The 20,318-nt window shown below is 65.8% G+C and carries 20 protein-coding genes; 8 read left to right on the forward strand and 12 right to left on the reverse strand.

Features of this window, described 5'->3' with window-relative positions; genetic code table 11:
- The first annotated feature begins 32 nt into the window (after positions 1-32).
- Positions 33-1,706 (forward strand): diguanylate cyclase, encoded by a 1,674-nt coding sequence (locus tag ACWBU6_RS21605; RefSeq protein WP_452645413.1) that lies wholly within the window; start codon positions 33-35, stop codon positions 1,704-1,706.
- Here ACWBU6_RS21605 and maiA read toward each other — a convergent pair whose 3' ends face one another.
- From maiA to ACWBU6_RS21620, 3 genes are read right to left on the reverse strand one after another with little or no spacing between them, the layout of a single operon-like run.
- A complete protein-coding gene (gene maiA / locus ACWBU6_RS21610; RefSeq protein WP_452645414.1) occupies positions 1,707-2,351 on the reverse strand; it encodes a maleylacetoacetate isomerase in 645 nt (214 codons plus the stop codon).
- The gene (locus tag ACWBU6_RS21615) at positions 2,348-3,370 is read right to left on the reverse strand and encodes a fumarylacetoacetate hydrolase family protein (RefSeq protein ID WP_452645415.1); all 1,023 of its coding nucleotides are present in this window, start codon (positions 3,368-3,370) and stop codon (positions 2,348-2,350) included. The genes maiA and ACWBU6_RS21615 overlap by 4 nt, the downstream gene beginning before the upstream one ends.
- Positions 3,371-3,392: 22 nt before the next feature.
- Entirely contained in the window at positions 3,393-3,923 is a 531-nt protein-coding gene (locus ACWBU6_RS21620; RefSeq protein ID WP_452645416.1) for a VOC family protein, read from the reverse strand.
- Between the two features lie 87 nt (positions 3,924-4,010).
- Between ACWBU6_RS21620 and ACWBU6_RS21625 the strand changes: the two genes are divergently transcribed.
- Positions 4,011-4,880, forward strand: coding sequence for a LysR family transcriptional regulator (locus ACWBU6_RS21625; RefSeq protein ID WP_452645417.1), 870 nt, complete (start codon positions 4,011-4,013; stop codon positions 4,878-4,880).
- Between the two features lie 8 nt (positions 4,881-4,888).
- Entirely contained in the window at positions 4,889-5,500 is a 612-nt protein-coding gene (locus ACWBU6_RS21630) for a gamma-glutamylcyclotransferase (RefSeq protein ID WP_452645418.1), read from the forward strand.
- Between the two features lie 23 nt (positions 5,501-5,523).
- Here the strand turns inward: ACWBU6_RS21630 and ACWBU6_RS21635 are convergent, their stop codons facing one another.
- Positions 5,524-6,690 (reverse strand): PA0069 family radical SAM protein, encoded by a 1,167-nt coding sequence (locus ACWBU6_RS21635; RefSeq protein ID WP_452645419.1) that lies wholly within the window; start codon positions 6,688-6,690, stop codon positions 5,524-5,526.
- 125 nt (positions 6,691-6,815) lie between these two features.
- On the opposite strand from ACWBU6_RS21635, the gene ACWBU6_RS21640 reads away from it, so the two are divergent.
- Genes ACWBU6_RS21640 through ACWBU6_RS21650 form a run of 3 tightly spaced genes read left to right on the forward strand, consistent with a single transcriptional unit; the run spans position 6,816 to position 12,087 of the window.
- Positions 6,816-7,382, forward strand: a complete 567-nt coding sequence (locus ACWBU6_RS21640; protein ID WP_452645420.1) for a DUF2760 domain-containing protein — start codon at positions 6,816-6,818, stop codon at positions 7,380-7,382.
- A complete protein-coding gene (locus ACWBU6_RS21645; protein ID WP_452645421.1) occupies positions 7,379-9,226 on the forward strand; it encodes an Hsp70 family protein in 1,848 nt (615 codons plus the stop codon). The genes ACWBU6_RS21640 and ACWBU6_RS21645 overlap by 4 nt, the downstream gene beginning before the upstream one ends.
- Complete coding sequence (locus ACWBU6_RS21650; protein ID WP_452645422.1) at positions 9,223-12,087, forward strand: Hsp70 family protein; 2,865 nt, start codon at positions 9,223-9,225, stop codon at positions 12,085-12,087. The genes ACWBU6_RS21645 and ACWBU6_RS21650 overlap by 4 nt, the downstream gene beginning before the upstream one ends.
- On the opposite strand, the gene ACWBU6_RS21655 is transcribed toward ACWBU6_RS21650, so the two are convergent.
- The 7 genes from ACWBU6_RS21655 to ACWBU6_RS21685 form a co-directional block, all read right to left on the reverse strand.
- Positions 12,080-12,706, reverse strand: coding sequence for a tRNA-uridine aminocarboxypropyltransferase (locus ACWBU6_RS21655; protein ID WP_452645423.1), 627 nt, complete (start codon positions 12,704-12,706; stop codon positions 12,080-12,082). The two genes, ACWBU6_RS21650 and ACWBU6_RS21655, sit on opposite strands and share 8 nt — an antisense overlap.
- 15 nt (positions 12,707-12,721) lie before the next feature.
- Positions 12,722-13,645: a type VI secretion system protein TssA gene (gene tssA, locus ACWBU6_RS21660; protein ID WP_452645424.1), complete on the reverse strand. Its 924-nt coding sequence runs from the start codon at positions 13,643-13,645 to the stop codon at positions 12,722-12,724.
- A gap of 106 nt (positions 13,646-13,751) precedes the next feature.
- On the reverse strand, positions 13,752-14,216 hold the full coding sequence (gene tssE, locus ACWBU6_RS21665; RefSeq protein WP_452645425.1) for a type VI secretion system baseplate subunit TssE: 465 nt from the start codon (positions 14,214-14,216) through the stop codon (positions 13,752-13,754).
- A gap of 62 nt (positions 14,217-14,278) precedes the next feature.
- Positions 14,279-14,770 (reverse strand): Hcp family type VI secretion system effector, encoded by a 492-nt coding sequence (locus ACWBU6_RS21670; RefSeq protein WP_452645426.1) that lies wholly within the window; start codon positions 14,768-14,770, stop codon positions 14,279-14,281.
- Between the two features lie 14 nt (positions 14,771-14,784).
- Positions 14,785-16,266: a type VI secretion system contractile sheath large subunit gene (gene tssC, locus ACWBU6_RS21675; RefSeq protein WP_452645427.1), complete on the reverse strand. Its 1,482-nt coding sequence runs from the start codon at positions 16,264-16,266 to the stop codon at positions 14,785-14,787.
- A complete protein-coding gene (gene tssB / locus ACWBU6_RS21680) occupies positions 16,267-16,761 on the reverse strand; it encodes a type VI secretion system contractile sheath small subunit (RefSeq protein ID WP_452645428.1) in 495 nt (164 codons plus the stop codon).
- A gap of 10 nt (positions 16,762-16,771) precedes the next feature.
- A complete protein-coding gene (locus tag ACWBU6_RS21685; protein ID WP_452645429.1) occupies positions 16,772-17,353 on the reverse strand; it encodes a tetratricopeptide repeat protein in 582 nt (193 codons plus the stop codon).
- A 164-nt stretch (positions 17,354-17,517) separates the two neighbouring features.
- Between ACWBU6_RS21685 and tssK the strand changes: the two genes are divergently transcribed.
- Positions 17,518-18,822 carry a type VI secretion system baseplate subunit TssK gene (gene tssK, locus ACWBU6_RS21690; protein ID WP_452645430.1) on the forward strand — a complete coding sequence of 435 codons (1,305 nt, stop codon included), beginning with the start codon at positions 17,518-17,520 and terminating at the stop codon, positions 18,820-18,822.
- A complete protein-coding gene (gene icmH, locus ACWBU6_RS21695) occupies positions 18,819-19,565 on the forward strand; it encodes a type IVB secretion system protein IcmH/DotU (RefSeq protein ID WP_452645431.1) in 747 nt (248 codons plus the stop codon). The genes tssK and icmH overlap by 4 nt, the downstream gene beginning before the upstream one ends.
- Here icmH and ACWBU6_RS21700 read toward each other — a convergent pair.
- Positions 19,562-20,308 (reverse strand): OmpA family protein, encoded by a 747-nt coding sequence (locus tag ACWBU6_RS21700; protein WP_452645432.1) that lies wholly within the window; start codon positions 20,306-20,308, stop codon positions 19,562-19,564. The genes icmH and ACWBU6_RS21700 overlap by 4 nt on opposite strands.
- Between the last annotated feature and the right edge of the window lie 10 nt (positions 20,309-20,318).

The raw sequence follows: 20,318 nt of genomic DNA on the forward strand, positions 1-20,318 counted from the left end.
CTGCACGCGAGCGTGCTACACTCGTTTCCCCTATGTGCCCCCGATCGTACTTTCGTGCATTGCTGCGCCTGGCTGCCGCCTTATGGCTTGCCAGCACCTGTGCCCATGCGCTGGCCGGGGAGCGGCGCGTGCTGGTGCTGTACTCGCTCGGCGCCGATTCTTCCTCGGCCTGGCAAAGGCTGGTACACAAGGGCATGTACGACGAACTGGGTCGCAGCAGCCAGGGGGCGACGCCGGCCGTTTTCGAAGAGCGCTTCGACGCCAACCGGGTGGGCGAAGACAAGGCGCAGGAGGGCATGGCGCCCTACCTCGCCACCAAGTACGCCGATGTCAAATTCGACGCCATCGTGACCGAGAACTTCGTCGCGGCGCGTTTCCTGTCCAGCCATCCCGAACTGTTTGCCGGCGTGCCGCGCCATTACGTCAACCATGGCCGCGACCAGTGGCTGCCGCGCGACGGCATGGGTTACGAGGTGACGTCCGATTTTGCGCGCGCGATCGGCGTGATTCCCCTGGTGGCGCCGAATGTGCGGCACATTGCCATCGTCGGCGACAAGAGCGCGCGCTGCCAGCTTTGGCTTGACCGCATCCGCAGCGTCATGCCGCGCTTTCCCGGCATACGCTTCGAGATCTGGGACGATGGCAGCGTGGACGAGCTGCGCCGGCGCGCGGCGCTCCTGGACCGCAGCAGCGCAATCTTCATGCTGGCCTCGCTGCGTGGCGAAGGGCACGCACGCATCCAGCCGCGCGAGCTGGCGCTGCAGATCTCAGCCGCCACCAAAGCGCCGCTGTTCACCCACTCCGAATCGCTGGTCATGCCGGGCGTGGCGGGCGGATATGTCGTCAGCGGCGAAGCCGTGGGCCGCATGGTGGCGCGCCTGCTGCTCGGCCAGCCGGCCATGACCAGCCAGGTGCAGGGCTACTACTTCGACTACCCGACGGCGCGCCGGGCCGGCCTGCGCAATATGCCGCAGGATGCGGTAATGCTGAATCGCCCGCACAATGTGTGGGAGCTGTACCGCTGGCAAATCATCTCGGCCGGCGCGCTGATCGCCTTCCAGGGCATATTGATTTCCGCGCTGGTGCTGTCGCTGCGCTCGCGGCGCCGCGCCATGCGCGAGCTGGCGTGCGAACGCAGCAACCTGGAAGAGCGCATCCTGCAGCGCACGCTGGAGCTGCTGCAGGCCAACCGCAAGCTGGAGGAACTGGCGGCCACCGATCCGCTGACCGGGATCGCCAACCGGCGCAGGATGACGGAGCAGATTGCGCAGGAGCTGGAACGGGCACGCCGCTTCCACCACCCGCTGTCGCTGCTGATGATCGATATCGACCATTTCAAGCGCATCAACGATACGTACGGCCACGAGGCCGGCGACCAGGCGATTATCCAGACTGCGACCTTGCTGACAGCGAGCCTGCGCGCGGTCGATACGGTGGCGCGCTTCGGCGGGGAGGAATTCGTGCTGCTGATGCCGGAGACGCATATCGCAGTGGCCACGCATGCGGCCGAGCGCTTGCGCGAACGGGCGGCAGCGTTGCGGGTGCGGACGGCGTCCGGGGTGGAGGTGGAGCTGACGATCAGTATCGGCGTGGCGGCAGCCGATCCGCACGGCGCAGCGGATACGCCCTCCTCCCTGCTGGTGCGCGCCGACAAGGCGCTGTACCGGGCCAAGAAGGAAGGCCGCAACCGCGTCGTGCAGTCCTGACTACTCCGCGTCGGGCTGGGCGGAAGGATGCGCTGCCATGAACGCCGGCAGGCCGGCGCAATTTTCCGCAATGCGCGCCACGTTCGGATACGGCGCCAGGTCGATATTGAAGCGCTGCGCGTTGTACACCTGCGGCACCAGGCAGCAGTCGGCAATGGTCGGCGTATCGCCGTAGCAGAATCGTCCCATGTCGCCGTCGCGCTCCAGGTGCGCCTCGAGCGCCTGCATGCCCTCGCCCATCCAATGGTAGTACCAGTCCATCTTCTGCTCTTCGCTCAGGCCCATCGGTCCCTTGATGTGCTTGAGCACGCGCAGGTTCATCAGCGGATGGGTATCGCAGGCAACCGTCTGCGCCAGCGCGCGCACCCGGGCGCGGCCCACGGCGTCCTGCGGCAACAGCGGCACCATGGGGTGCACTTCTTCCAGATACTCCATGATGGCCAGCGATTGCGTCAGTACGATGCCGTTGTCCTCCAGCGCCGGCACCAGGCCGGCCGGGTTCACTTCGCGATAGGCCGGCGCCAGCTGCTCGCCGCCATCGCGCAGCAGGTGCACCGGCACTGCTTCATACGCCAACCCTTTCAGGTTCAGCGCAATGCGCACGCGGTAGGCGGCCGAGCTGCGGAAGTAGGTGTAGAGCTTCATTCACGGTCCCCGTAATGGCGCACGGTCTGGTCGATGGCACCGAAGATGGTCTTGCCTTGCGCGTCGTGCATCTCGATGCGCACGGTGTCGCCGAACTGCAGGAAGCCGGTTTGCGGCTTGCCGCCTTCGATGGTCTCGTACATGCGCACTTCGGCCAGGCAGCAGTAGCCCACGCCGCCGTTGGCAATGCTCGAGCCGTGCAGGCTGCCCTGCTTGTTCGAAACGGTACCGGAGCCGATGATGGTCCCGGCGCACAGTTCGCGCGTCCTGGCGGCATGCGCCACAAGCTGGGCGAAGCTGAAGGTCATGTCCTCGCCGGCATTGGGCTTGCCGAACGGCTGGCGGTTGATCTGCACCAGCAGCGGCAGGTGCAGCTTGTTGTCCTGCCAGGCCTTGCCCAGTTCTTCCGGCGTGACGGCCACCGGCGAGAAGGCGCTGGCCGGCTTGGAGTTGAAGAAGCCGAAGCCCTTTGCCAGCTCGTTCGGAATCAGGTTGCGCAGCGAAACGTCGTTGACCAGCATGACCAGGCGGATTGCCCTGGCAGCGTCGTCGTCGCTGGCGCCCATCTTCACGTCGCCCGTGATGACCGCCACTTCCGCTTCCAGGTCGATGCCCCAGGCTTCGTCCAGCGCGAACACCGGGTCGCGCGGGCCGACGAAACTGTCGGAGCCGCCCTGGTACATCAGCGGGTCGGTGTAGAACGACGCCGGCACTTCCGCATTGCGGGCCTTGCGCACCAGTTCCACGTGGTTGATGTAGGCGGAGCCGTCGGCCCACTGGTAGGCGCGCGGCAGCGGCGAGTGGCACAGGCTTTCGTCAAATGGCTGGGCGCCCGATGCGCTGCCCTGGTTCAGCAGGGCGTAGATCTGTTGAAGTTGCGGTGCGGCGACGTCCCAGTTATCCAGCGCATCCTGCAGGGTGGCGGCGATGTTCGGCACCGGCTGGCAGGATTTCAGGTCGCGGCTGACGACGACCAGGCGGCCGTCGCGGCTGCCGTCTTTCAGGGAGGCTAATTTCATGTGATTCCTTCGCTTTGAATCTTTACTCTTGTGGGGCGTGCATCCATGCAGCGTGCTTGGGCGCCTTTTTCGTTTTAGCCCATTCTTCCAGCATTTCCCACTTCACATCGTCCAGCTTACGCATCATTTCCGGGGTGCCGGTGTTGGCCGCCAGTTCCAGGCGGTGGCCATTCGGGTCGAAGAAATAGATCGACTTGAAGATGGTGTGGTTGACGGGGCCCAGCACCTCGATGCCGGCGGCGAGCAGGCGCTCCTTGGCGGCCAGCAGTTCGTCCATCGACGCCACTTCCAGCGCCAGGTGCTGCACCCAGGCCGGGGTGTTTTCGTCGCGCCCCATTTCTTTCTGGGTCGGCAGCTCGAAGAAGGCCAGGATATTGCCCTGGCCGGCGTCCAGGAAGACGTGCATATAGGGGTCCGGGGCCTTGGTCGAAGGCACTTCATCCTCCGCGATGGCCAGCACGAAATTCATGTTCAGGTGCTTGACGTACCACTCGACGGTTTCCTTGGCGTCCTTGCAGCGGTAGGCAACGTGGTGGATTTGCTTGATTTTCATGGCAGGGCTCCTTTTTATCCCGCCATTAAACGCTTGTTTCAGCTATCATACAAACGATATTTTCACGTCCATTTATTAGTTTTCCTGATGAGCCCAACCATCCGCCAGATGCGCGCCCTGGTCGCAGTGGCCCGTACCGGCAGCTTCACCGCGGCCGCCGACCTGCTGCATGTCACCCAGTCCGCCCTGTCGGGGCAGATCAAGGAGCTGGAACAGCTGCTGGGCGTGAAAGTGGTTGAGCGCAATACGCGGCGCGTCCAGCTGTCGGAGGTGGGGCGCGAGCTCTATCCGCTATTCGACAAGATGCTGCAGGACCTGGATGGAGCAATGGCGGATATCGCCAGCCGCAAAGCCTTGAAAAAAGGCATCGTGCGCGTCGCCGCACCGCAGATGATGGCCTGTACCTTGCTGCCGCAGGTGATTGGCGCCTTCCGTGCCTCCTATCCCGACGTGCAGGTGCAACTGGTCGATTGCGCGGTCGATAACGTGGCCGCGCGCGTGGTGAGCGGCGAGGTGGATGTGGGGATTGGGCCGGAGCGCGACGTCACGGCCGAAGTGGATGCGCAACTGCTGTTCGAGATGCCGTTTGTCGTGGTCTTTCCGCCCGCTCACCCGCTGGCCGCACGGCGCAAGGTCGCGTGGGCGGAGGTTAACCAGCTTCCCCTCATTGCCTTGCAGGGCCAGTTCACCGAGCGCCTGCTGCGCGACATGACCACGCTGGCCCCCTATAACGAGGTCACCTTCATGACCACCGCCCTGGCCATGGTGGCGGAAGGCCTCGGCATTACCGCCTGCCTGCCGTACGCGGAACCGATGGTGCGCCGCTATGGACTCGAAATGCGCCCGCTGGTCGAGCCTGAGCTGAAGCGCAAGTTCTTTATCTATACCAAGACTTCGCGCACGCCGTCCCCCGCTGCGGAACGCTTCATCAGCGTGCTTGGCGAGTATTCCCTATAATTTGCCGCATGTCGCACAATACGATTGAAGCCAACAAGGCTATGGACAAGTTCGACGGCCACCACCAGGTGTGGCTGTTCGGTTATGGCTCGCTGATCTACAAGGCGGATTTTCCCTTCATCGCGCGCCGGCCCGCGCATATCTTCGGCTGGTCGCGCCGTTTCTGGCAAGGCTCGCACGACCATCGCGGCACGCCCGACGCGCCGGGCCGCGTGGCCACCTTGATTCCTGCCGAGGGCGCGGTCTGCCACGGCATGGCCTATCTCGTCACGCCGGAAGAGTTCGCACACCTCGATCATCGCGAGAAAAACGGCTACCTGCGGGTGGCGATCGACATCCACTTTGCAGCCGGAGGCGTGGAAGAAGGCTTGATCTACATCGCCGCCGCCGACAACGCGGCCTGGCTGGGCGAAGCCAGCGTGGAGGAAATCGCGCGCCACATCGCTGCCGCTTCCGGGCCAAGCGGCCCCAACATCGAATACCTGCTGCGCCTGGCCGCCGCCCTGCGCGACATGGGCCAGCATGATGAGCACGTGCATGCGATCGAATCCCATCTGGCGCTGTTGCAGCAAGACATGGAAGACCAAGGCAAGCGGCCTGCCTCGCGCGCCCCTCGGTAAGCACCAGGTTCACCGTGCGCCGCCTAGAACAGGTCCATCTGCCCCGCTTGCGCAGCGGCCCGGGCGCGGGCGCCGGAGGGTGGGATGTAATCGGGGCGCTTGAACTGGGTGCAGTCGAGCGAGCGGAATTTGCTGTGGCGGCCATGGAAGCCGAAGCGGGTAATGCCTTTTTCGATGCGCTGCTGGATCAGGTCGGCCCACACGCCTTCGCCGCGCATGCGCGAACCGAATTCGGCTTCATAGTCTTTGCCGCCGCGCATGTCGCGGACACGGTTCATGACGCGCGCTGCGCGGTCGGGGAAATGCGCTTCCAGCCATTCCTTGAACAGCGGGCTGACTTCCCACGGCAGGCGCAGCACGACGTAGGTCGCCATCACCGCCCCGGCGTCGCGTGCGGCGGACATGATTTTTTCGATATCGGGCTCGGTCACGAATGGAATGATCGGCGCGATGCTGACACCAACCGGAATGCCGGCCTTGGCCAGCGTCTCGATCGTGCGCAGGCGGCGCGCCGGCGCTGCGGCACGCGGCTCGAGGGTGCGTGATATCTTGCTGTCGAGCGTGGTGATGGTGATCGATGCCGCCGCCAGCTTACGCTCCGCCATCGGCGCCAGAATGTCGATGTCGCGCTCGATCAGCGAGGACTTCGTGATCAGGCCCACCGGGTGGTTGCACTCGGCCAACACCTGCAGCACGCGCCGCGTGAGCTGGTACTCGCGCTCGCAGGGCTGGTAGGCGTCGGTATTCACCCCCAGTGCCAGCGATTCCACCTGGTAACCCGGCCTGGACAATTCGGCGCGCAGCAATTCTGCCGCATTGACCTTGGCAAACAGTTTGGTTTCGAAATCCAGCCCGGGCGACAGGCCGAGGTAGCTGTGCGACGGCCGGGCAAAACAATAGATGCAGCCATGCTCGCAGCCGCGGTAAGGATTGAGCGAGACACGGAACGGGATATCGGGCGACTGGTTGCGCGTGAGGATGGTCTTGGCCGTTTCCGCCGTGACGATGGTGCGCGGCGGACGCAGTTCGGCCTCGGCATCGTCCGGATCGGGCGCCCAGCCGTCATCGAACGCTTCCCGCGCCTGCAACTCATACCTTCCTTGCATGTTTGATACCGCGCCGCGCCCTTTTTGGGCCTTGAGCGATTGCGGCGGCAGCATCACTTGCCCTTCTGGTTCATGGTCCTGCATGGGCTGCCTCGAAATATTACTGTATATTCATACAGTATTCTAAACCGCCCGCGCCGCGGCCGCAAGCCAAGCTGGTATCATGCGCACTCCTCCGGGATATCCCCCGACATTCAAAGACCAAGAACATGAGTAAATCGAACAATCTGCCCTCCTTTGGGAGCCGGATTTCCCTCGCCTTCGGCGCCTTTTTCAAGACCCTGGGCGATGCCCAATTCGCCGCGCGCGTGCGTGACGACAGCGTCGGCCCGCTGGTCGCTCCGGCACCGCCCCCCGTCCCTGCCCCGGCACCAGCCGCCGCGCCCCTGCGCGAAGCCACGCCTGACGCAGCACTGCAACTGCTGTCGCTGTTCCAGCGCGAAGCACGCCTGATCGACTTTACGCAGGAAAACCTCACCGGCTACTCCGACGCCGATATCGGCGCCGCCGCCCGCGTGGTGCATGAAGGCTGTTCCAAAGTCCTGCGCGAACATTTCACCATCGACGCCGTTCGCAGCGAAGCGGAAGGCAGCCGCGTGACCCTGCCGGAAGGCTTCGACGCGTCCGCCGTGCGCCTGACCGGCAATGTGGTCGGCCAGGCGCCGTTCACCGGCACCCTGAGCCACCGCGGCTGGCGCGCCTCCAGCGTGCGCCTGCCGAAACTGGCCGAAGCGCATGACGCCAAGGTACTGGCACCGGCCGAGGTGGAACTGTGAGCGATCCTCGTTTTGCCATCGGCATCGACCTTGGCACCACCCACAGCGCGCTGTCGTATGTTGAACTGGCCGGCAGCGACGGCGAGAAGACCAGGCACGGCGTGCTGGGCGTGCCCCAGCTCAGCGCACCTGGCACGGTGGAAGAGATGCCGCTGCTGCCAAGCTTCCTCTACCTGCCGCATCCGGACGAACTGGCAGCCGGCGAACTGGCCCTGCCCTGGGCCGCTCCCGACGCTCAGCCAGCAGTGACGGGCGAAATGGCCCGCAGCCGTGGCGCCACCACGCCGATCCGCCTGGTGGCGAGCGCCAAGAGCTGGCTGTGCCACCCCGGCGTCGACCGTCGCGCCGCCATCCTGCCGCATGACGCGCCGGAAGAAGTGCCTCGCGTGTCGCCGCTGGAAGCGTCGACGCGCTACCTGAAACACCTGCGCGCAGCCTGGGACCATGCCCATCCTGACGCGCCGTTCTCGCAACAGGCGGTCACGGTCACCATCCCTGCATCGTTCGATCCGGCCGCGCGCGAGCTCACTGCCGAAGCGGCGCGCGCTGCCGGCTACGAAAACGTCACGCTGCTGGAGGAGCCGCAATCGGCCCTGTATAGCTGGATCCAGAACAGCGACGGCCGCTGGCGCAAGGAAGTGAAACCGGGCGACATCATCCTGGTGGTGGACGTCGGCGGCGGCACCAGCGACTTTTCGCTGATCGCCATCCTCGAGCGCGATGGCAAGCTGGAACCGCACCGCGTGGCCGTGGGCGACCATATCCTGCTGGGCGGCGACAATATGGACCTGGCGCTGGCCCACCTGGTGGCGCGCAAGCTGGCAGCCAGCGGCACCCAGCTCGACGCCTGGCAGATGCGCGCGCTGACCTACGGCTGCCGCACGGCCAAGGAAAACCTGCTGGCCAACGCGCAGGCGGCCAACTGGCCGATCGTGGTGCCAAGCCGCGGCTCGAAGCTGATCGGCGGCACGATCCGCACCGAACTGACGCGTGACGAAGTCACGACCTTCATCACCGATGGCTTCTTCCCGAAAGTGGAAGCTTCCGCGCGCCCTGCCGTGCGTGCCCGCGCCGGCCTGACCCAGCTTGGCCTGCCTTACGCGCAGGATGCGGCGATCACCAAACACCTGGCGGCTTTCCTGGCACGCCAGGCCGGCGCAACGGCGGAACTGGAGGGCTTTGCCGTCGATCCGGCGCACACCTTCCTGCATCCAAGCGCAGTGCTGTTCAATGGCGGCGTGTTCAAGTCCGAACTGCTGGCCAGCCGCGTGATGGAAACCGTCAACGACTGGCTGTCCATGGAGGGCGCGCAAGCGGCACGCATGCTGGGCGGCGCCGACCTTGACCTGGCAGTGGCCCGCGGCGCGGCCTATTACAGCTACGTGCGGCGCGGCGCCGGCGTGCGCATCCGCGGCGGCACGGCGCGTTCCTACTATGTTGCGGTGGAATCGTCGATGCCGGCCATTCCCGGCATGGAGCCACCGATCCAGGCGCTATGCGTGGCGCCGTTTGGCATGGAAGAAGGCAGTGAAGTGGAACTGCCGGGCCAGGAGTTCGGCCTGGTGGTGGGCGAGCCGGTGCACTTCCGCTTCTTCGGCTCTTCGGTGCGCCGCCAGGACCAGGTTGGCACCGTGCTCGATTTCTGGGGTCCGGAGGAACTCATTGAGCTCAACGAAATCCAGGCCACGCTGTCGCCCGAGGGGCGCTCCGCGGGCGAAGTAGTGCAGGTGCGCCTGCACGCCTGCGCCAGCGAGTCGGGCACGCTGGAACTGCTGGCAGTGGCGCAGGATGGCCAGCGCTGGAAGGTCGAATTCGACGTACGTGGCAGCGGCGCAGGCCAATGACGCAGTACCTGGTCAGCATCGACCTGGGCACCACCAATTCGGTGCTCGCTTATGCCGCGCCGGGCGGCGACGTGCAATTGTTCGAAGTCGAACAGCTCACCGCGCCGGGCGAAGTTGGCAGCGCCGTGCTGCTGCCCTCTTCCCGTTATCACCCCGTTGCCGGCGAATTTGCCGGGGGCGAGCTGCACCTGCCATGGCCGGAGCCGGCCGTGGCCGGAGCGCCGCCTGGCGCCGTCATCGGCCGCCTGGCACGCAAGCTGGGCGGGCAGGTGCCGGGCCGGCTGGTGGCCAGCGCCAAGAGCTGGCTGTCGCACACCGGCGTCGACCGCATGGCGCCGATCCTGCCATGGGGCGCTTCGGACGACGTGGCGCGGGTATCCCCGGTTGCCGCCAGCGCGAGCTATCTTGCGCATTTGCGGGCGGCCTGGAGTACGCGCTTTCCATCCGCGCCGCTGGAGCAACAGCAAGTCGTCCTGACCATACCCGCATCCTTCGATGAAGGTGCACGCGCGCTCACGCTGGAAGCGGCCCGTATGGCCGGCTTGCCTTCGCTGCGGCTGCTGGAGGAGCCGCAGGCGGCTTTGTACGACTGGCTGTACCGGCACCGCGCTTCGCTGGCGCAGGAGCTGGCCGAGGCGCGGCTGGTGCTGGTGGCCGACGTCGGCGGCGGCACCACCGACTTCACGCTGGTCAAGGTCGAGATGTCCGGCGGCGCACCGCAACTGACCCGCATCGGCGTCGGCAACCACCTGATCCTCGGCGGTGACAATATGGACCTGGCGCTGGCCCACCTGGCCGAGCAACGCCTGGCCAGCGACACGGGCGGCGCCGGCAGCACGGCTGCGCCGCAGCGCCTGTCGGCGGCACGCCTGGCACAACTCACGGAGCGCTGCCGCGCTGCGAAGGAGGCGCTGCTCGCCGCCGATGCGCCCGCGCAGGTCAGCGTGACCTTACTCGGTTCCGGCTCGAAACTGATTGGCGGCAGCCGTTCCATCGCGCTGCGGCGCGAAGAGGTCGAACAGATTGTGCTGGACGGTTTCTTCCCGCACAACGCAATGCAGCAGCCGGCGCAGGCAAAACGCGGCGGCATCGTCGAGTTCGGGCTGCCCTACGCCAGCGATCCGGCCGTCACGCGCCACCTGGCCGGCTTCCTGCGCCAGCATGCAACGGCTGCGCGCGCGGCGCTGGGACTGCCGGACGACGGCAAGCTTCCGGTGCCCGATACCTTGCTGTTGAACGGCGGCGTATTCCGCGCAGCCCGGCTGTCCAGGCGTTTGACCGATACGCTGTCGGCATGGCGCGGCCAGCAGGTACGTGTGCTGCACAATGACGATCCCGATGTCGCCGTCGCACGCGGCGGCGTGGCGTATGCGCTTGGCCGGCAAGGCTTGGCGCCCACCATCGCCGGCGGTTCCCCGCGCAGCTATTGGCTGCTGCTCGATAATGCCCGCGCTGCGGGCGTAACGCGCCGCGCCGTTTGCCTGCTGCCGCGCGGCAGCGCAAGCGGCCATGAAGTGCGCCTGGATGAGCGCAGCTTTGCCTTGCGGCTCGGGCGCCCGGTGCGCTTCCACATCGCCACCACGCTGGCCGATGCCGTGCCGCCGCAGGCTGGCGACGTGGCCGACCTCTCGCCCGAGGAGCTGACCGCGCTGCCGGCCATTGCCACCGTCCTGCGCGACAGCAAGGACGCCAGTGCACGCAAGGAAATCACGGTGCGATTGGCTGCCGCGCTGACCGAAGTCGGCACGCTGGAAGTCCATTGCGAGGGGAATGGCCAACGCTGGCAGCTCGAATTCCAGCTGCGCGAGCACGGTGCAGGCGATGCGCCCGGCCCCGGTGTCGAGGAGGCAAGCGCCGACGCCGATGCCGCGGCCAATGCCGATAGCGCCGTCGAGGCCCCCCTGCCGGCACGCCTGCCCGAGGCGCTGGAGAAGATCGAGCGCATCTTCGGCAGCCGCGCGCAGCAAGTGGACGCCAGGGAGGTACGCCAGCTACGCAGCCAGCTTGAACACCTGCTTGGCAGCCGCGAACGCTGGGCCACTCCGCTCTTGCGCCGCCTGTTCGATGCATTGATGGAGCGCGCCAAGGGCCGCCGCCGCTCGGCCGAACATGAACGCGCCTGGATGAACCTGGCCGGCTACTGCCTGCGCCCGGGCTTTGGCCATACGCTGGACGAATGGCGTATCGAGCAGCTGTGGGCGACTTTCGAAGCGGGCGTGCAGAACCACAAGGACAACCAGGTGTGCGCCGAATGGTGGACCTTGTGGCGCCGCGTATCCGGGGGCCTGCCGCCGCCCGCGCAACTGCGCCTGCTCGACGATTTTGCCTTCAACCTGCAGGCCGACGCCAGCGAACGTGGACGCCGCCCCGTCACGCTGGTCAACGGCAGCGAAGAAGACATGCTGCGCCTTGGCGCTTCGCTGGAACGCATTCCCTCGGCCTACAAGGCAGAAATCGGCAACTGGATGGTGGGCGAGCTGCCGAAGGCGAAGAACCCGGCCGCGCAAACCCGTTACCTGTGGGCGCTGGGCCGGGTCGGTGCACGCCGCCCGTTCCACGGCAGTGCGCATGACGTGGCGCCGGTGGCAACGGTGGAGCAATGGCTGCAGGCGGTGATGCTGCTGGATTGGCGCAAGGTTGAAGCGGCCGGCTTTGCGGCAGCGCACCTGGCGCGCATGACTGGCGACCGCTCGCGCGACATCAGCGATGGCTTGCGCAGCGAGGTGGTACGCCGGCTTCAGGTTGCGGGCGCGCCGCCCAGCTGGCCAGCGATGGTGCGCGAGGTGGTCCAGCTCGACCAGGCCAGCGAACAGCGCATGCTGGGCGAAGCGCTGCCGCCTGGCCTGAAACTTCTCAGCTAGCGCCGCGCCCGCGCGCAGCCTGCGCCTGCTGCTGCGCGATGAAGCCGTCGAAGGCCGCGATGACGCGGTCGTAGCGGTGGTCGTCGCCTTCCAGCTGCGCCAGCGCGTAGCAGGCCGCTTCCAGTGTCGAAAGCTGATCCGGCGCGTGGGCTTTGCGGATCAGATAATGGGATGGCGGCGTGCCGCGCAGCGCAAGGCGCGGCAAGGCTTGCAAGGCGGGGTTCAGATACAGCATCTTACGGCTCTTGCGCCAGGTGGCGTCCAGCACAAGCAGCTGTGTCGTTGCCGGCGCCGGTGTGGCGCCGAGCGGCGGCGGCGGGGCGATGCCGAGCGCGCGGTCTGCAACTGTATCGGGATACAGGAGAACCGGCTGGCGCCCCTTTGCGCCAAGCATGGCGCGCAGCGCCGTTGCGTCGAACTGCTCGCCGACTTCGATGCGGCTGCCGGGCAGGCAAAGGTGCAGCAGGCGCGCGCTGCCCTTGGCATTCTCCACTTCCATCGGGTGCTGCAGGATTAGCACGTCAACCGCGCTCGCCATCGGCGCTGCCCAATGGCAGATGCAGGTGGCAACGGGGCGCAAGCAGGTGGCGCATTTGGGTCGCCGCGGCATGGTGTTCATGCCGCGGATCATACACTAGGCCGGCGGCGCAGTCCCAAGCAACTCGTCCAGCTGCGCCACCAGCGCCGGATCCTTGACGACCGCGCGCAGCCATTCGTGCAAAGGCAGTTCACCCCAGCCGGCCGCTTTCTCCGCCAGGTAGGCGACGGGACTATGCGGTTCCGTGCGCCGGAAGAACTCAGCAACCAGCCGCAGTTGCGCCAGCGCGTGTTCACGGCTTTGCGGGAGCGCGGGCCGGCCCGGCGCCCCTTCGCCTGCGCCCAAGGCCTCCTGCCGTAACCCGCCGCCGATCGCGCCGGCAACGTCGCCAATTCCGCCTGCGGCCGCCCCGCTGCTTGCCGCACTGCTGGGCGCCAGCCGCTGCGCATCTTCCAGCGCACGCTGCACCGCATCCCATGCTTGCCCGAACGCCGGGCCATCCGCCCCGAGGCGGGCGTCCACCGCGGCCTGCAGCCGCCGCAGCGCTTCCTGGCAATGCCGCGCATCCTGCAAGCGCTCTTCAGCATCGCCTTCGGAGGCAAATTCCTGCACCAGGGCCGCCGTCCGCCCAAGCAGCCAGGCGAGGTTGCCGCTGCGCAGCTCGTGCTCGCCGCCTTCCGGCAAAGGGTGTACATGCTCCCAGAAGCGCTCGCACAACCCTGCCAACAGCAGGAATCCCTCAGCCAGCCCCCGCATCCGATGCATATGCGCCCACGCCTCCGCCAGCCACACAGCCAGCCGCAGATCCTTGCTGCGCGCGCGCAGAAGCTCCGCGCAGCGGGTGGCGACCAGCGGCCAGTCCGCACTATGCAAGGGCCGCGCCCACTCGCCCTGTTCCAGCGTTGGATCGTCATGGCGCCGAGCGGCGGCAATGGCATCCATGCACGCATCAAACGATACGTCTTCGCCGCAGGGCAGGTCGACGCTGACAGGTTCCAGCAAATCCAGGTTCGTAATCATACTTCCTCCTATCCGGCCGCAATGCGGAACCGGCCCTGGCGCGGCACGCCCGCTTTGACCTTTGTGACGGGCAAGCCCTCGGCCAGGCGGGCCAGCAGCGCATCGGCTAGGCCTGCCAGCCGGCTCCGCGCCTGATGGAATAATGCAGCGACGATGGCTGCAAGGCGGCGCTGAAGCTGACAGCTTCATTAACGCCCTGCACCCGCAACACGCCAGCAATGACGATGTCGATGCGGTTGACGGCACCGGTGCGCTGGGCCAGCGTAACCTGCACATTGCATAGCCGCGGTTCGTGCCGCTCAACAGCCTGCCGGATACTGCTACAGATGCGCAGCCGGTCTTCGCTGCTGCTATGGGACAGGCCGGCGAAATCGGCCAGCCCGAAATTCAGGACCGAACATGCGCATTCCGGATACGCCTGCAACTGCTGCTGCGGCAGCGCGGTGCGGGTATTGAGCAGCGCCTCCAGGTCGTGCGCCACACTTTCCTTCAACTGTTCCTGCGACAGGAAGCGCGTACCGGGACGACTTCCCAGCAAGCGATCCAGCAGGCCAGGCCTGTAGCCGTCCATGCCGCTCCTCCGAAAAAAACGGCTGCAGCACTTGCGCGCCGCAGCCGCAACTCCCTCCAAAATCATGCAATGCGGTTGGTTGCCAGGTCCCAGCCGCCGGACGTATTGCCGCCCATGCCGCCCGAAACGCGCTGCTGCGTGTACTTCCAGCGCACCTTCGAGAACTTGAATCCCACTTCTTCTGTCAGGATGTCGCCTTCGCTGACCGAAGGCGACACCGCACCTATCAGCACGTTATCGAGTTCGATCTCGAAGTACTTGACCCGCTCGCCCTGCGCATCGGCGCGCATGAATTCCAGCCTGGCCTTGGGAATAGTGCGGCCGGCGGAGCAGGTCTGCAGCAGGATCGGCGAGGCCAGGTCGGCCAGCTTGGTGATCACCACGTCGCGATGCTCGCAGCGCTCGGCAGTATGGCCGCCACCGGTGGAGGACGTGGCCGAACGGGGCTGTTCCACTGACCAACTGACCGATTTGCACTCGATCCAGTCCTTGTGACGGTCATCGGTCGACTCCCCCTTGATGCCATCGATATGCAGGTACACGTCAATTGCCATCGCAATGCTCCTTTTCAGTAGTTGCTGGTTTGCGGCAGTTCCGCCACGAGACGGAGGGAAACGGTCAGTTCGTCGAGCTGGAAGTGCGGCCGCAGGAAGCTGACAGCGCGGAACACGCCAGGCCGCCCCGGCACTTCGCTGACCTGGACCGAAGCCTCGCGCAGCGGGAATTGCGCTTTCTGCTCCTGGCTGGCGTTATCGTCCAGCAGCACGTACTTCATCAGCCAGCGGTTCAGGAAATCTTCCACATTGGCGGCGGCGGCGAAGCTGCCGATCTTGTCGCGCATCATGGCCTTCATGTAATGCGCGATGCGCGAGACGGCGAAGATGTATTGCAGCTGCGACGACAGCACGGCATTGGCGTTGGCCCCGTCGGAGTTGTAGCGCCCGGCCTTCTGTGCCGACTGTGCGCCGAAGAAGGCGGCGTATGCAGTATTTTTGCAATGGACCAGGGAGATGAAGCCAAGATCGCTGAGTTCCTTTTCGCGGCGGTCTGTGATCGCCACTTCGGTCGGGCATTTCAGCGCTATTTCGCCTTCGTCGGTCTTGAAGGTGTGCGTCGGCAGGTCGTCCACCAGGCCGCCGCCCTCCACGCCGCGAATCGCGGCGCACCAGCCGAACTGCTCGTGCGCCCTGGTCAGGCGGGCGCCAAAGGCATAGGCCGCATTGCACCACAGGTACTTGTGGTGGTCCCTGCCATCCACTTCTTCGACGAAATTGAAGCCTTCCACCGTGGTGCCGTCGACCGGGTTGAATGGCAGGCGCCCCAGGAAGCGCGGCAGCGTCAGGCCGACGTAGCGCGCGTCTTCCGATTCGCGGAAAGCCTTCCATTTGGCATACTCCACGGTATCGAATACCTTGGCCAGGTCGCGCGGCTTGCCAAGTTCGCTGTAGCTTTCCAGCCCGAACAGCTCAGGCGAGGCGGCGCTGATGAATGGCGCATGGGCTGCGGCGGCCAGGTGCGCCATCTGCTCGATGAAGTAGATGTCTTCCGGCTGGCGGGAGATCTCGAAGTCGCCCAGCAGCGCGGCATAAGGCGAGCCGCCGAACGTGCCGAACTCCTCTTCGTACACTTTTTTGAAGATGGTGCTCTGGTCGAAGTCCAGCGCACTGCGGAAGTCGCGCACCAGCTCGCGCTTGCTGGCGTTCAGCATGCGGATCCTGAGCGACGGCCCGGTGGCCGTGCTGCGCACCAGGTAATGCAGCCCGGTCCAGCTTTGCTCGAGCTTCTGGAATTGCGGAGCATGCATGATGGCGCTCAGCTGGTCCGAAATCATGCGGTCCAGCTCCGCCACGCGGGCATCGATGGTGGCCGACAGGTTGTGCGACATGTGCACGGTGCCTTGCATGACTTGCCGCGCCAGCTCGCCGATGATGTCGCGCGCCCGTTCGTGTTCGCTGCCGGATTTGGCGACCTTGCTTTCCTCAACGATGCGGTCAAGCAGGTCGTCGTCCTCCAAGGCCGCCGCCGCAGCGGACTTCATTTGCGCGCTCATTCAATCCTCCCCGGGCGTGATGGCCGCCAGCTTCGCAGTGTTCTGCAGTACCTCGGTCAGCAAGTCTTCCAGCCTGTCGTTGCCGGCCAGTTTGTTGCGCAGGTCGGCAAGCTTGCCGCGCGCCTCCAGCAGCTTGCCAAGCGGCTCGACCTGGCGCACGACCGCTTCCGGGCGGAAGTCCTGCATGGAACCGAAGCGCAGTTCCACCGCGAACTCGCCCTCCCCGCCCAGCCGGTTCGGCACCTGGAAGTGCAGCACCGGATCCACGCCAGCCAATACTTGGTCGAAGTTGTCGCTGTCGACGTTGACGAAGTTGCGCTCCTTCAGGCGCTTTTGCGGCACTGCCGGATTGCCGCCAAAGTCCCCCAGAACGCCGACCACAAAGGGCAGCTCCTTGTTTTCCACGTCGCCGCCGACTTCGACGTCATAAGTCATCTGCACCCGGGGCGGACGAACTTTGCCCAGGCGCTTCTGTACGCTGTCACGGTTTGCCATTGCCGGCTCCTTATTTCAGTGCGCCGAAAGGATCGGCCGTGGGGGAAGGACTGGGTGCAAAGCGCGGCCCCGGCAGCTTGATCGCCGGCGCGCTCTTTTTCGGCTGCCGTCCACCTCCGGCAACAGGAACCAGCACATCCTCGCCAAGCGTGCTGCGCAGCGTGCGCGCCAGTTCCTGCGCCTCGCTGCGCACCGACCCGCCCAGGCTGCTCTGCTGGTTCAGTTCCGCCAGCGAGCGGGTCGACAGGCGAAGGCCGCTGACTGCGATGATGCTGAGGGCTTGTTTGTCGGCCGGGTCGCGCTGCAGCGCTTCCTGTGCCTGCACGATGGCGTCGCTATAGTTGCCGCGGTCGAAGCGCATTTGCGCCATGTGCAGCCAGGGCGTCTTCTCCGATGGGTAATTGGCAGCCGCAGCCTTCAGTGCCGCGTGCGATTTCTCGTGTTGGCCCGCCGCGGCCGCGCGGTCGGCATCCGCCAGCATTTTATCCAGCGATTGCACGCCGGCGCGGTCGCTGCCTTGCAGGGGCGCGTTGGTGGCGCATCCGGCCAGCGCGGCCGCGCCAATCAGAACTGCCGTGAATGATCTGCGCATCGTCCTCTCCTTCCGCAATGTGAAGGCCATTATTGGATCGATACGCGAGCCTGCCATTGCGTTGTCTCAAAGCCCGCCGACATCGCCGCATGGCAGTTTGCGCCCGCGCAAACGCTGGCTGCACGGCGCCAGCTTTAATGGATACCTCGAACAAGGAGGACGGCATGACATTACCTGCAAAGATCCTGTGGAGCGAAGGCCTGTTCCTGCGTCCGCAGCACTTCCAGCAGCAGGACCGCTATCACGAAGCGCGCATGCATGCGACAGTGCTGGCAGCGCAGCCAATGCTGTGGGGCGTGCAATCGGTGGAATGGGACACGGCAGCACTGGCAAACGGAAGACTGCGCGCACTCGCCCTGCGCGCAATCTTCCGCGAAGGCGAGTTGTTTGACGCGCCGGCCAGCGACCCGCTGCCGCCCGCAATCGATCTCACTGCCTTGCCGGCGGAGGTACAGGAGATCTGCTACCACGCCGCCTTACCCTCGCAGGAGTCGGACCGCTTCCAGCAGGCCGATCGGGAAACTGCGGACTTGTTCAGCGATGCCCTGCCGGCCGGGCTGACCTATCTTCGCAAGCAGGTGCGCCTGGTATCGGAGCTGGAACCGCTCGGCGCCTATGACAGCTTTCCTTTGCTGCGGCTGCGCCGCGTCGTGTCGGGCAGCTTCGAGGTCGATCCGGCGTTCATGCCGCCATCTCTTTCCATCGGCGCGACGCCGCGGCTCAAGCTCCTGCTTGACCAGCTGATGGATGCCTTGCAGGCCAAGGCCAACGCCTTGCAGGGACATATGCGCGAACCGAGCCGGAATGTCATCGAATTCCGCACAGGCGACGTATCTGCGTTCTGGCTGCTGCACACGGTTTCCGGATCGGCGGCAACCTTGCTGCACCTGCTGCGCCATCCTTCGCTGCATCCGGAGCGCCTGTACCAGGCCATGCTCGGCCTGGCCGGCGGCCTCATGACGTACTCGCGCCTGGTCCATCTCGGCAACCTGCCCTGCTACGACCATGCGGCACCCGGCCCGGCCTTCCTTCAGCTCGACGCCCTGATCCGCGAACTTCTCGACACTGTGATTTCGGCGCGCTATTTTGCCATCGCCCTGCACGAGGAGAAGACCGGCTACCACATCGGCAAGCTCGATTCCGGCAAGATCGGTGCCGGCGCTAGCCTCTACCTTGCCATCGCCGCAGCGATACCGGTGCTGGAACTGGTGGAGGCGGTGCCGCTGCGCGTCAAGGCCGGCGCACCGGACGACGTGGAACAGTGCGTGCTGTCCGCCATGCCCGGCGTGAAGCTGGTGCACGCGCCGCAGGTGCCGTCCGCCATTCCGGTGCGTCCCGACACCTGCTACTTCGCGCTCGAGAACCGGGGCGTGCTGTATGAGCAGATGCTCAAGGCACAATCCATTGCCATCTATGTGCCGGCAGGGATCAAGGAACTGCGACTCGAACTTCTGGTGGTGAACGCATGAACCATTTCATCGAACGTCGCGCCGCCGCGCCACAGCAACGCGTGCCCGACCTGGTAGAGCTGCTGCACGAAGGCTTTCACATGCTTTCCCTGCTGCGTCACGGCAGCGCCCCGCCGGGTGAGGCGGAATTTGCCGGCGCCATCCGCAGCTTCCTGGACGAGTTTGACAGCCGGGCGCGGGCATTGCACATCGCAGCAGACGACATCGAAAGTTCCAAGTATGCCTTCTGTGCCGCGCTGGACGAAACCATCCTCGCGTCCACATTTCCATTGCGCGATGCATGGGAACGCAGGCCCTTGCAACTGCTGCTGTTCGGCGACCAGCTGGCCGGCGAGCACTTTTTCGACAAGCTGGAGCAACTGAGGCTCAGGGGCAGCGAAAGGCTGCAGGCGCTGCAGGTATTCCATATGTGCCTGCTGCTTGGCTTCAGGGGCCGCTATGCACTGGAGGGAAGCGACCGCCTTTGCTACCTTGCCGCACGCCTGGGCGATGAGATAGCGCACCTGCGCGGCAAGGAGAAGGGCTTTGCCCCGCGCGCGGCACGCCCCGACAACGTCGCTCACAAGCTGCAGAGCAACGCGCCGCTGTGGATCGCCGGCGGCGTATTCAGCCTGGCGGCGCTGGTCTCATTCGGCGCCATGCGCTACACGCTTGCCAACTCGACCAGCGCCACGCTGGCGGCATATCAGGACGTAGTCAAGCAGCCGCCGCGTCCAGCCACCCTGACGGTGACGCTGCCCTAGTCCGCGACGCGAAACTCGATACGCCGGTTGCGGGCACGCCCCTCGGCGCTGGCATTGTCGGCCAACGGCTGGTCCGATCCGGCACCGGACACCGCGATGCCGGCAGCAGCTATGCCCTTGGCGGCCAGGTAGCTGCGCACTGCGCCGGCCCGGGCCAGACTCAGTGCCAGGTTGGCTTCACGCGTGCCGGTGTTGTCGGTGTGTCCAATGACCTCCACCCTGCGCCCGTCGATCTGGCCCAGCGCGGCGGCCATTTCGTCCAGGATCAGCATGCCGGAAGGGCGCAGCACCGCCTGCCCGCTTTCAAATTCGATGATGCGGCGCGCCAGCGCAGTATCGAGCACCTTCTGCGCCGGTGCGTTGACGCGCAGGCCGTTGCTGATGGTGTAAGTCGGATTGAGTCTGTTGGCCAGCTCGCTGGCCACCTGCTGCCGCAGCGCCTCGTTCGCAACATCGCCGCGGATTCCCACCCTGTTGCCTTCCACCGTCAGTTGGCCCTGGGTGACCTGCTTCAGCGGTTCGGCAAGCAGCTTCTGCATATGCGCGCTCCAGTTGGGCGGCGCGACCACGCTGCCCACCGCAAGCTGGTCGACCACGCGCGCGGTGCCATACAGGGCGCGTGCCCGCAGCAGGATGGCCGCCTTGGTCGCTTCATCGGGCACCGTGCCCGCTACCACGACCGGGGCAAGCTGTGCGACGGCCGGAGCGCAGGCCACGCAAAATACCAGGGCCAGTCTACGCATGGCGGGCTCC

The sequence above is a fragment of the Pseudoduganella sp. HUAS MS19 genome (genome assembly GCF_053615455.1).

What these genes read in the sequence shown, in the direction of transcription:
- tssB (WP_452645428.1), bottom strand. Translation starts at nt 16,761, where the DNA reads ATGGCAAACCGTGACAGCGTACAGAAGCGCCTGGGCAAAGTTCGTCCG.
- tssE (WP_452645425.1), bottom strand. Translation starts at nt 14,216, where the DNA reads ATGGACGGCTACAGGCCTGGCCTGCTGGATCGCTTGCTGGGAAGTCGT.
- tssA (WP_452645424.1), bottom strand. Translation starts at nt 13,645, where the DNA reads ATGATTACGAACCTGGATTTGCTGGAACCTGTCAGCGTCGACCTGCCC.
- ACWBU6_RS21640 (WP_452645420.1), top strand. Translation starts at nt 6,816, where the DNA reads ATGAGTAAATCGAACAATCTGCCCTCCTTTGGGAGCCGGATTTCCCTC.
- ACWBU6_RS21655 (WP_452645423.1), bottom strand. Translation starts at nt 12,706, where the DNA reads ATGAACACCATGCCGCGGCGACCCAAATGCGCCACCTGCTTGCGCCCC.
- ACWBU6_RS21670 (WP_452645426.1), bottom strand. Translation starts at nt 14,770, where the DNA reads ATGGCAATTGACGTGTACCTGCATATCGATGGCATCAAGGGGGAGTCG.
- ACWBU6_RS21620 (WP_452645416.1), bottom strand. Translation starts at nt 3,923, where the DNA reads ATGAAAATCAAGCAAATCCACCACGTTGCCTACCGCTGCAAGGACGCC.
- maiA (WP_452645414.1), bottom strand. Translation starts at nt 2,351, where the DNA reads ATGAAGCTCTACACCTACTTCCGCAGCTCGGCCGCCTACCGCGTGCGC.
- ACWBU6_RS21650 (WP_452645422.1), top strand. Translation starts at nt 9,223, where the DNA reads ATGACGCAGTACCTGGTCAGCATCGACCTGGGCACCACCAATTCGGTG.
- ACWBU6_RS21625 (WP_452645417.1), top strand. Translation starts at nt 4,011, where the DNA reads ATGAGCCCAACCATCCGCCAGATGCGCGCCCTGGTCGCAGTGGCCCGT.
- ACWBU6_RS21685 (WP_452645429.1), bottom strand. Translation starts at nt 17,353, where the DNA reads ATGCGCAGATCATTCACGGCAGTTCTGATTGGCGCGGCCGCGCTGGCC.
- ACWBU6_RS21605 (WP_452645413.1), top strand. Translation starts at nt 33, where the DNA reads ATGTGCCCCCGATCGTACTTTCGTGCATTGCTGCGCCTGGCTGCCGCC.
- ACWBU6_RS21630 (WP_452645418.1), top strand. Translation starts at nt 4,889, where the DNA reads ATGTCGCACAATACGATTGAAGCCAACAAGGCTATGGACAAGTTCGAC.
- ACWBU6_RS21615 (WP_452645415.1), bottom strand. Translation starts at nt 3,370, where the DNA reads ATGAAATTAGCCTCCCTGAAAGACGGCAGCCGCGACGGCCGCCTGGTC.
- tssK (WP_452645430.1), top strand. Translation starts at nt 17,518, where the DNA reads ATGACATTACCTGCAAAGATCCTGTGGAGCGAAGGCCTGTTCCTGCGT.
- tssC (WP_452645427.1), bottom strand. Translation starts at nt 16,266, where the DNA reads ATGAGCGCGCAAATGAAGTCCGCTGCGGCGGCGGCCTTGGAGGACGAC.
- ACWBU6_RS21700 (WP_452645432.1), bottom strand. Translation starts at nt 20,308, where the DNA reads ATGCGTAGACTGGCCCTGGTATTTTGCGTGGCCTGCGCTCCGGCCGTC.
- ACWBU6_RS21635 (WP_452645419.1), bottom strand. Translation starts at nt 6,690, where the DNA reads ATGCAGGACCATGAACCAGAAGGGCAAGTGATGCTGCCGCCGCAATCG.
- icmH (WP_452645431.1), top strand. Translation starts at nt 18,819, where the DNA reads ATGAACCATTTCATCGAACGTCGCGCCGCCGCGCCACAGCAACGCGTG.